Source organism: Guyparkeria sp. (assembly GCF_046545975.1).
GTDB lineage: Bacteria > Pseudomonadota > Gammaproteobacteria > Halothiobacillales > Halothiobacillaceae > Guyparkeria.
The window spans coordinates 22754-32566 of sequence record NZ_JBKGYT010000010.1 but is presented as its reverse complement, the minus strand read 5'-3'; the positions used below and the strand labels follow the sequence as shown (position 1 = coordinate 32566).

The 9813-nt window shown below is 65.9% G+C and carries 7 protein-coding genes; 1 reads left to right on the top strand and 6 read right to left on the bottom strand.

What is annotated here, in order from left to right; translation table 11 throughout:
* Positions 1–160 precede the first annotated feature (160 nt).
* From serS to orn, 6 genes are all read right to left on the bottom strand, one after another.
* On the bottom strand, positions 161–1441 hold the full coding sequence (gene serS, locus ACLFMY_RS02010) for a serine--tRNA ligase (RefSeq protein ID WP_410762844.1): 1281 nt from the start codon (positions 1439–1441) through the stop codon (positions 161–163).
* 66 nt (positions 1442–1507) lie between these two features.
* Entirely contained in the window at positions 1508–1990 is a 483-nt protein-coding gene (gene greA, locus ACLFMY_RS02005) for a transcription elongation factor GreA (RefSeq protein ID WP_410762843.1), read from the bottom strand.
* Positions 1987–5220 carry a carbamoyl-phosphate synthase large subunit gene (gene carB / locus ACLFMY_RS02000; protein ID WP_410762842.1) on the bottom strand — a complete coding sequence of 1078 codons (3234 nt, stop codon included), beginning with the start codon at positions 5218–5220 and terminating at the stop codon, positions 1987–1989. Before carB ends, greA begins: the two co-directional genes overlap by 4 nt.
* Before the next feature lie 54 nt (positions 5221–5274).
* Positions 5275–6435 carry a glutamine-hydrolyzing carbamoyl-phosphate synthase small subunit gene (carA, locus tag ACLFMY_RS01995; protein WP_410762841.1) on the bottom strand — a complete coding sequence of 387 codons (1161 nt, stop codon included), beginning with the start codon at positions 6433–6435 and terminating at the stop codon, positions 5275–5277.
* A 220-nt stretch (positions 6436–6655) separates the two neighbouring features.
* The gene (gene dapB / locus ACLFMY_RS01990) at positions 6656–7468 is read right to left on the bottom strand and encodes a 4-hydroxy-tetrahydrodipicolinate reductase (RefSeq protein ID WP_410762840.1); all 813 of its coding nucleotides are present in this window, start codon (positions 7466–7468) and stop codon (positions 6656–6658) included.
* A gap of 93 nt (positions 7469–7561) precedes the next feature.
* Positions 7562–8107, bottom strand: coding sequence for an oligoribonuclease (gene orn / locus ACLFMY_RS01985; RefSeq protein ID WP_410762839.1), 546 nt, complete (start codon positions 8105–8107; stop codon positions 7562–7564).
* 256 nt (positions 8108–8363) lie between these two features.
* On the opposite strand from orn, the gene mgtE reads away from it, so the two are divergent.
* Complete coding sequence (mgtE, locus tag ACLFMY_RS01980) at positions 8364–9809, top strand: magnesium transporter (RefSeq protein ID WP_410762838.1); 1446 nt, start codon at positions 8364–8366, stop codon at positions 9807–9809.
* Positions 9810–9813: the final 4 nt, after the last annotated feature.

Genomic DNA, 9813 nt, shown 5'->3' with positions numbered 1-9813 from the left:
GCGGTCAGCAGCAGGACCACGCCCATCGAGTCCAGCTCGGGCAGCTCGCCGAACAGCCCGCTATCCGGCGAGAACCGCTGGGCGGGTCCGGGAAGATCAAGCGTCCTGACGATGGTTTCCCGCACCTGATCGAACAGCGGATCGGTCGTGACGCTGCCGGTCATGAATTCACCTCGAGACGTTCGGCCCCGCCCATGTAGGGTCGCAGCACCTCGGGCACGATCACGTCGCCGTTCTCGCACTGGTAGTTTTCCAGCACGGCCACCAGCGTTCGCCCCACGGCGAGGCCCGACCCGTTCAGGGTGTGGACCAGCTCGGGCTTCCCATCCGCTCCCCGGACTCGCGCGCTCATGCGTCGAGCCTGGAAGTCGCGGGTGTTGGAGCAGGACGAGATCTCACGGTACTTGCCCTGCCCCGGCAGCCAGACCTCGAGGTCGTAGGTCTTGGCGGCGGAGAAACCCATGTCGCCCGTGCAAAGCACGAGACGACGGTACGGCAGTTCGAGTGCATCGAGGATGGCCTCGGCATGACCGGTCAGTTCCTCGAGCGCGCGCTCGGACTCCCCGGCCGCCACGACCTGAACCAGCTCGACTTTCTCGAACTGGTGCTGGCGAATCAGCCCGCGCGTATCCCGCCCGGCAGCGCCCGCCTCCGAGCGGAAACATGGCGTATGCGCCACCATCTTCAGCGGCAGGGCATCCCGGTCGAGAATCTCGTCCCGGACCAGGTTGGTCACCGGCACCTCGGCGGTCGGGATGAGGTACCAGGGCGCCTCGCCCTCGAGCCGGAACAGGTCATCGGCGAACTTGGGGAGCTGCCCGGTGCCGTACAGCGACTCGGCGTGGACGACGAAGGGCACCTGCACCTCGCGGTAGCCGTGCTCCAACGTGTGTCGATCGAGCATGAACTGAGCAAGTGCACGGTGCAGCCGGGCGACCGGCCCGGACATCGTGACGAACCGGGCGCCCGTCAGTTTCGCGGCGGCCTCGAAGTCCATGCCCGCCAGGCCGGCCCCGATATCGACATGGTCGCGCGGCTCGAAGTCGAACGACGGGATGTCACCCACCGCGTGGTGCTCGACGTTGTCGTCCTCGCATGCGCCGGCGGGAACGTCGTCGTCGGGAAGGTTCGGGATCCCGGCGAGGAAGGCGTCGAGTTCCTCGGCGATCTCCCCCAGTCGGCCCTTGGCCGAGTCGAGCTTCTCACCCAGCTCGCCGATCGCGGCGATCAGCGGCTGAATGTCCTCGCCGGCCGCCTTGGCCTTGCCGATCTTCTTCGATTCGGCGTTGCGCCGCGCCTGCAGGGTCTCGGTTTCCACCTGCAGGGACTTGCGTTCGGCCTCCAGCGCCTCGAAACGCTCGCGGTCGAAGGCGAAGCCGCGGCGTGCCAGGCGGGCGGCGACCTGTTCGGTTTCCTGACGAAGAACTCGCGCGTCAAGCATGGGTTATCCGGTGATGTAAATGGGTTGCCGACATCGCTGCGCCGTGTCCGGCGCGATGTCCGGGGGTCAGGCGACGTATTCGACCTCGATGATCTCGAAGGTACGCGTAGCGCCGCCTGGCGTCCTGAATTCCACCTCGTCCCCTACCGACTTGCCGACCAGGGAACGCGCGATGGGGGAATGAATCGAGATGAGGTTCTGCTTGATGTCCGCCTCGTCGTCGCCGACGATCTTGTAGCGGATCTCCTCGTCCGTATCCAGATCCAGCAACTCGACCGTCGCGCCGAAGATCACCTTGTCGCCCGGCGGCATCCGGGTCACATCGATGATCTGCGCATGCGAGAGCTTGGCCTCGATCTCCTTGATCCGCCCCTCGACGAAGGCCTGTTCCTCGCGCGCGGCGTGGTACTCGGCATTCTCCTTGAGATCACCCAACTCGCGGGCCTCGGCGATGGCCTGGATGATCCGCGGGCGCTCAACGCTGCGCAGCTGCTTGAGTTCTTCCTCGAGCTTGGCCGCGCCGGCGGCCGTCATCGGTGTCTGTTTCATGCAACACACTCCTGGTGCAGGTCCTGGAGACGGTTGACCGTGACCGGCTGGTGCAGGTACTTCAGAGCCAGTGCCATGGCCTCGGCGCCGGCGAGGGTCGTGAAGTACGGAATCCGGTAATGCAGGGCCTCGCGGCGGATTTCGTAGGAATCGTTCCGCGACTGCTGACTGTTCGACGTCGTGTTGACGATCAGGGCGATGTCCTTGTTCTTAATCATGTCGACCACGTTCGGTCGACCTTCGGTCACCTTGTTGACCTGGGTGACCGACAGGCCGCGATCGTTGAGGAACCTGGCCGTGCCACGCGTGGCCACGAGAGTGAAGCCCCATTCGACCAGGGCGCGGGCCACCGGCTCGACGCCAGCGTAGTCACCCTTCTTGACGGAGACGAAGGCGGTTCCCGACAGGGGCAACGAGTTGGCCGCCCCGGCCTGCGCCTTGGCGAAGGCCTCACCGAACTCGCGGCCGACCCCCATCACCTCGCCGGTGGACTTCATCTCCGGGCCGAGCAGCGGATCGACCCCGGCGAACTTGATGAAGGGGAACACCGCTTCCTTGACCGAGTAGAACGGCGGGATGCGCTCGGCGGTGAGGCCCTGCCGCTTGAGGCTCACCCCGGCCATCGTCCGGGCGGCGACCTGCGCCAGCGGCACGCCCACCGCCTTGGAGACGAACGGCACGGTGCGCGAGGCACGCGGGTTGACCTCGATGATGTAGATGTCGTCGCCCTGGATGGCCACCTGGGTGTTCATCAGGCCGACCACGTTCAGTTCGCGGGCCATGGCCTTGATCTGCTCACGGACCCGGTCCTGAACCGAGCGCGGCACCGTGTACGGCGGCAGCGAGCAGGCCGAGTCACCCGAGTGGACCCCGGCCATCTCGATATGTTCCATCAGCCCGCCGATGACCACATCCTCGCCGTCGCAGACGGCATCGATGTCCATCTCGGTGGCGTCATCCAGGAAGCGGTCGAGCAGCACCGGCGACTCGTTGGACACCTTGACCGCGTCACGGATGTAGCGCTTGAGCCCGTCCTCGTCGTGGACGATCTCCATCGCCCGGCCGCCCAGGACGTAGGAGGGACGCACCACCAGCGGGTAGCCGATCTCGGCGGCCAGGTGAATGGCCTGGTCGGCGGACTTGGCGGTGCGGTTGGGCGGCTGCTTGAGGTCCAGCTTGTGGATCATGTCCTGAAAACGCTCGCGGTCCTCGGCCCGGTCGATGGCATCGGGCGTGGTGCCGATGATCGGCGCGCCGGCCTTCTCGAGGTCACGCGCGAGCTTGAGCGGCGTCTGGCCGCCGAACTGCACCACCACGCCGCGGGGCTTTTCGACCTCGATGATCTCGAGGACGTCCTCGAGGGTCAGGGACTCGAAGTACAGCCGATCGGAGATGTCGTAGTCGGTCGAGACGGTCTCCGGGTTGCAGTTGACCATGATCGTCTCGTAGCCGTCCTCGCGCAGGGCGAGCGCGGCATGCACGCAGCAGTAGTCGAACTCGATGCCCTGGCCGATGCGGTTGGGGCCGCCGCCGAGGATCATGATCTTGTCGCGGTTGGACGGCTCGGCCTCGCAGAACGGCTCGTAGGTCGAGTACATGTACGCCGTCGAGGTCGGGAACTCGGCGGCACAGGTGTCGACCCGCTTGTAGACCGGGCGGACACCCAGCGCGTGCCGGTGGGCGCGCACGGTGCTCTCGGTCTCGTCGAGGAGCTTGGCCAAGCGCGCGTCGGAAAAGCCCAGGCGCTTGAGCTGGAACATCTGCGCCGAACTGATCTCCTTGAGGTTGCCGCCCCGCAGCGCATCCTCGGTGCGGACCAGGTGCTCGATCTGGCGCAGGAACCAGCGGTCGATGAACGTGTGCTGGAAGACGCGCTCGACGTCGAAGCCCTGACGGAAGGCATCGGCCACGTACCAGAGCCGATCGGCGCCCGGCGAGTGGAGCTCGCGGACCAGCCGGTCCTCGATGTCGTCGTCCGACAAGCTGCCCTCGAGCACCTCGTCGAGGCCGTCGCGCCCGATCTCCAGGCCGCGCAGGCCCTTCTGCAGGGATTCCGGGAAGGTCCGGCCGATGGCCATCACCTCGCCCACGGACTTCATCTGCGTGGTCAGCCGGTCATTGGCGACCGGGAACTTCTCGAAGGTGAAGCGCGGGATCTTGGTGACGACGTAGTCGATGGTCGGCTCGAAGGAAGCCGGCGTCGCACCGCTGGTGATGTCGTTCTTGAGCTCGTCGAGCGTGTAACCGATGGCGAGCTTCGCGGCGACCTTGGCGATCGGGAAACCGGTGGCCTTGGAGGCAAGCGCCGACGAACGCGAGACCCGCGGGTTCATCTCGATCACGATCATGTCGCCGTTTTCCGGGTTGATCGCGAACTGGACGTTCGAGCCCCCGGTCTCCACGCCGATCTTGCGCAACACCGCGAGCGAGGCGTTGCGCATGACCTGGTATTCCTTGTCGGTCAGGGTCTGCGCCGGCGCGACGGTGATCGAGTCGCCGGTATGCACGCCCATCGGGTCGAGGTTCTCGATCGAGCAGATGATGATGGAATTGTCGTTCTTGTCGCGCACGACCTCCATCTCGTATTCCTTCCAGCCGAGCACCGACTGCTCGATCAGCAGTTCGTTGGTCGGCGAGAGATCCAGGCCGCGGCGGACGAGTTCCTCGTACTCCTCGCGGTTGTAGGCAATGCCGCCACCGGTACCGCCCATGGTGAACGACGGACGGATGATGGCCGGAAAGCCGACCTCCGCCTGTGCGGCGATCGCCGCGTCGAAGGTATGCACCACCGTCGAGGCCGGCGTGGACAGGCCGATCTCGGTCATCGCGTCCTTGAACCGCTCGCGGTCCTCGGCCATGTCGATGGCGTCCTCGCTGGCGCCGATCAGCTCGCAGCCGAAACGGTCGAGCACGCCGTGACGGTGCAGGTCGAGCGCGCAGTTGAGCGCCGTCTGCCCACCCATGGTCGGCAGCACGGCATCCGGGCGCTCCTTCTCGATGATGGCGCTGACCGCCTCCCAGGTGATCGGCTCGATGTAGGTGGCATCGGCCATCTCCGGGTCGGTCATGATCGTGGCCGGGTTGGAATTGATCAGGATGACCCGCAGTCCTTCCTCACGCAGGGCCTTGCAGGCCTGGGCGCCGGAATAGTCGAACTCGCAGGCCTGGCCGATCACGATCGGCCCCGCGCCGATGATCAATACACTCTGGATATCGTTTCTCTTTGGCATGCTCGACTCACCTGTCAGCCGTGGCTGGACAGTCAATGTTCTGGGTACGTGGATTCAGCGGCGGGCGTCGATGCTCTCGACGAACTGATCGAACAGGATGTCGAGGTCCTGGGGCCCCGGGCTCGCCTCCGGGTGACCCTGGAAGCTGAAGGCCGGGCAGTCGGTGCGACGGATGCCCTGCAGGCTCCCGTCAAACAGCGAGCGGTGCGTCGCCTGGACGTTGTCCGGCAGGCTGTCTTCCTCGACCGCGAAGCCGTGGTTCTGGCTCGAGATCAGCACGCGCTTGCTGTGGATGTCCTGGACCGGGTGGTTGGCGCCGTGGTGGCCGAACTTCATCTTGCTGGTCGCAGCACCGCTGGCCAGCGCGAGCAGCTGGTGACCGAGGCAGATACCGAACAGGGGAATCCCCGACTCCAGGAATGCCCGGATATCGCCGATGGCCTTGGTGCAGGCGGCCGGATCCCCGGGACCGTTGCCGACCAGGATGCCGTCCGGCTTCTCGGCCAGCAACTCATCGACCGGGGCATCCGCGGGAAACAGCGTGACGCGGCAGCCGCGATCGACCAGCATGCGGAGGATGTTCTGCTTGAAGCCGTAATCGTAGGCGACCACGTGGCGGCTGGCCGCCGGCCGGTCCTCGTCACGCACCCACCAGCTGCCTTGAGTCCACTCGCGCTTCTCGCGTGTGCCGACCTCCGGGATCAGATCCATCCCGGCCAGGCCGGCGAATCCACGAGCCTTTTCGACCGCGGCGGTGGCATCCAGCTCGGCACCGGCGACGATGCAACCGTTCATGGCGCCCTTGTCCCGCAGACGCCGGGTGAGTTCGCGGGTGTCGATCTCGGAAATCGCCACCAGGCGATGGGTCTCGCAGTAGTCGCGCAACGTCTGCGTCCCGCGCCAGCTGCTCATCTCGCCGGCGTCGCGGATCACCAGACCGGCCACGTGGACCGAGTCCGATTCCGCATCCTCGGGGTTGGTGCCGACGTTGCCGACATGGGGGTAGGTCAGCGTCACGATCTGCCGTCGGTAGGACGGATCGGTGAGGATCTCCTGATAGCCCGTCATGGCGGTGTTGAAAACCACCTCGCCCACCGACTCCCCGTCGACGCCGATCGACGTTCCGTAAAAAACGCTCCCGTCTTCGAGAGCCAGGAGCGCCGTGTTTGCCGGGAGCGCGGGTGTCGCGTCTGAGGCCGTGCTATCCAAGAACATTCCCCCAAGAATTGTCGTGACGATCTGCGCCCCGAGACCGGATGCATGGCATCGCTATCGACCGGGGCGAGCAGGCACAAGACGGCCGCCGCAGCGTGCGGCCGGTCAATTGGCGCAATTATGACTGAAAGCCCCCTTGGCTGTCCACGTGTGCCTCGGCGGCCATTGCGGCACGGGGCGGCTTCGGAGGCGGAATGACCGTCGGTCGAGCCGGGACCGATCAGACCGGTTTGAGCCCCAGCACATGTGCCATGTCGTAGAGGCCGGCGGGCTTGTCGGCCACCCAGTGGGCGGCGCGAACGGCCCCCTTGGCGAAAGTCATCCGGCTGGACGCCTTGTGGGTGATCTCCACCCGTTCGCCGATGCCGGCGAACAGGACGGTGTGATCGCCGACCACGTCCCCGCCCCGGATGGTCGAGAAGCCGATCGTCTCGGCCGGGCGTTCCCCGGTGATGCCCTCGCGGCCGTAGATCGCCACGCGATCCAGGTCGCGGTCGAGGGCGTCGGCCACCGCCTCGCCCAGGCGCAGGGCGGTGCCGGAGGGCGCGTCGACCTTGTGCCGGTGATGCGCCTCGATGATCTCGACATCGTAGTCGTCGCCCAGCATGGTCGCGACCTGGCCGAGCACCTGCAACAGGACGTTGATGCCGATGCTCATGTTGGGCGCGAAGACCACCGGGATGTCCGCCGCCGCTTCGTGAAGCTTCTGCTTCTGGGCCTCCGAGAGCCCCGTGGTGCCGATCACCACGGGCCGGCCATTGCGACGACAGGTTTCCAGGTGGCTCATCGTGGCCTCGATGGAAGTGAAATCGACCAGCACGTCGAACTCGTCGCAGTGGCCCGCCATGTCGCCGACGACCGGCACACCGATCTGTCCGATCCCCGCGATCTGGCCGGCATCCTGGCCGATCATCGGGCTGCCCGAACGAGCGAACGCCGCCCCGATCTGCGTGTGCGCACCATGATGGGCTGCCTCGAGCAGGTTTCGCCCCATGCGGCCGTTGGCGCCGACCACCCCGATTTTCGTACTCATGTTTTCTGGTTCACTCCGCTTGTTTCTGCTTGCTGTCCACCCGGGAACCCCGTGATAAATGACCGGACCGAGTCTACCAAGACCAGCCCTGTCTCAGAGCCGGAAAAAGCCGGCACGGTAATGGGAGAGTTCCGCCACCGAGGCGCGGATGTCGTCCATCGCCTGGTGGGTGGCGTTCTTTCTCAGCCCGGAAAGCACGTCCGGCTGCCAGCGACGGGCGAGTTCCTTGATCGTCGACACGTCGAGATTCCGGTAATGGAAATAGGCCTCGAGTTCCGGCATCAACCGGGCAAGGAACCGGCGATCCTGGCAGATGCTGTTGCCGCACATCGGCGAGACGCCCGCCGGCACGTGCGTGCGCAGGAATTCGAGCGTCTGCAACTCGCCGTCGCGCAGGCTGCACTCGCTGCGTCTTACCCGTTCGATCAGGCCACTCTGCCCGTGGGTGCGCTGGTTCCATTCGTCCATGCCGGCAAGCTTCGATTCCGGCTGACTGATCGCGACCACCGGGCCCTCGGCAAGTACGTTGAGATGCTTGTCGGTCACGAGCGTCGCGATCTCGATGATGGTGTCACGCGCCGGGTCGAGTCCGGTCATCTCGAGATCGATCCAGATCAGGTTCTCTTCAGGTCGATGCACTTGGACCCCTGTCGTGTTGTGCGTTGTACTGTCGGACGCCCCGAGCCCCGGGAACGCCAAGAGCCTAGCATGCCTGTCTCCCCTGACGGACGGAACCTGTCGTGATCCCGGTGTGCGGGATGGCTGTCGGTTGCCGAACCCCATGCCCTGGGGCACTGGCCTCGGCTATACTGTCGCCGGCGCGGCCGCAGGGGCCGGTCGCCGTGCCCCAGTCCGCTTTTCCGCCCGTCTCCAGGCCACGAGGTGTTGCCTCCCCATGCCCGAACTGACCGAAATCGATCGCCAGGAGGAAATGGACGCGCTGATCCGCGAGATCCGCGACACCCTCTCGCGCATCGATCACGTCGACGAGCCTGGAGAGCACGGCGATTCGGACGTGCCCAGGGCAGTGGTCGAGGACGTGGTGCGCAAGCAGCAACTCTCGCGGCTGGCCGAGAAGATCGAGCGGCTGCACGCCGCCGACATCGCCAAGGTGCTGGAGTCCCTGCCGCAGGAAGAGCGCCTGATCGCCTGGGAACTGGTCCGTCCGGAGCGGGATGGCGAGGTGCTGCTGGAGGTATCCGACTCGGTCCGCGACAGCCTGATCCGGGTAATGGACCGCGACGAGATCCTCAACGTCGCCAATACCCTCGACACCGACGAGTTGGCCGATCTCGCCCCGGATCTTCCCGACGGCATGATGCAGGACGTGTTCACCACGCTCCCGATCGACGATCGCGAGAAGCTGCGGTTCGTGATGTCCTACGAAGAGGACACCGTCGGCGCGCTGATGGACTTCGACCTGGTGACCGTCCGTGGCGATGTCACGATCGAGGTGGCATTGCGCTACCTGCGGCGGATGGAGTCCCTGCCCGATCATACCGACAAGCTCTTCGTCATCGACCGCGACGGACTGTTCGAGGGCGTGATCCATCTCAAGACCCTCCTGCTCAACGACCCGGAGACCCTTGTGTCCGACGTGATGGAACGGGACGCGGTGCGCTTCCACCCCGAGGACAAGGCCCGCGACGGTGCCGACGCCTTCGAGCGCTACGACCTGGTCAGCGCCCCGGTGGTCGACGAGGTCGACCGGCTGGTCGGCCGGGTCACCATCGACGCGGTGGTCGACTACATCCGCGAGGCCAGCGACGAGGAGCGGCTTTCCCAGGTGGGCCTGTCCGAGGAGGAAGACATCTTCGCACCGGTGCGCAAGAGTGTCAGGAACCGGGCACCGTGGCTGGCCGTGAATCTCGTCACCGCCCTGATCGCCGCCCAGGTGATCGGCCTGTTCGAGGGGTCGATCCAGCAGCTGGTCGCCCTGGCGGTCCTCATGCCGATCGTCGCCGGAATGGGTGGCAACATCGGCAACCAGACGATCACCATGATCGTCCGCGAACTGGCGTTCCGGAAGCTCGGAGGTGACGACATCCGCCTGCTCTATACCAAGGAACTGAAGGTCGCCCTGATCAACGGCATCGTCTGGGGCGCAGTGCTGGCCGGCGCGACCTTCCTGATGTACCAGCACCTGGGCGTGTCGCTGGTGATGGCGGCCGCCGTCACGCTCAACTTTCTCAGCGCGGCCTTCTTCGGCGTCACCATCCCCGTCCTGCGCGCCCGCATGGGCCGAGATCCCGCCCTGGGCAGCGCGGTGATGATCACCGCGATCACCGACTCGGGGGGGTTCTTCATCTTCCTCGGGCTCGCGACAGTCTTCCTCCTCTGACGCC

Excerpts from the sequence above, each read along its gene's own strand:
- serS (WP_410762844.1), bottom strand. The coding sequence starts at position 1,441 with ATGCTTGACGCGCGAGTTCTTCGTCAGGAAACCGAACAGGTCGCCGCC.
- greA (WP_410762843.1), bottom strand. The coding sequence starts at position 1,990 with ATGAAACAGACACCGATGACGGCCGCCGGCGCGGCCAAGCTCGAGGAA.
- carB (WP_410762842.1), bottom strand. The coding sequence starts at position 5,220 with ATGCCAAAGAGAAACGATATCCAGAGTGTATTGATCATCGGCGCGGGG.
- carA (WP_410762841.1), bottom strand. The coding sequence starts at position 6,435 with ATGTTCTTGGATAGCACGGCCTCAGACGCGACACCCGCGCTCCCGGCA.
- dapB (WP_410762840.1), bottom strand. The coding sequence starts at position 7,468 with ATGAGTACGAAAATCGGGGTGGTCGGCGCCAACGGCCGCATGGGGCGA.
- mgtE (WP_410762838.1), top strand. The coding sequence starts at position 8,364 with ATGCCCGAACTGACCGAAATCGATCGCCAGGAGGAAATGGACGCGCTG.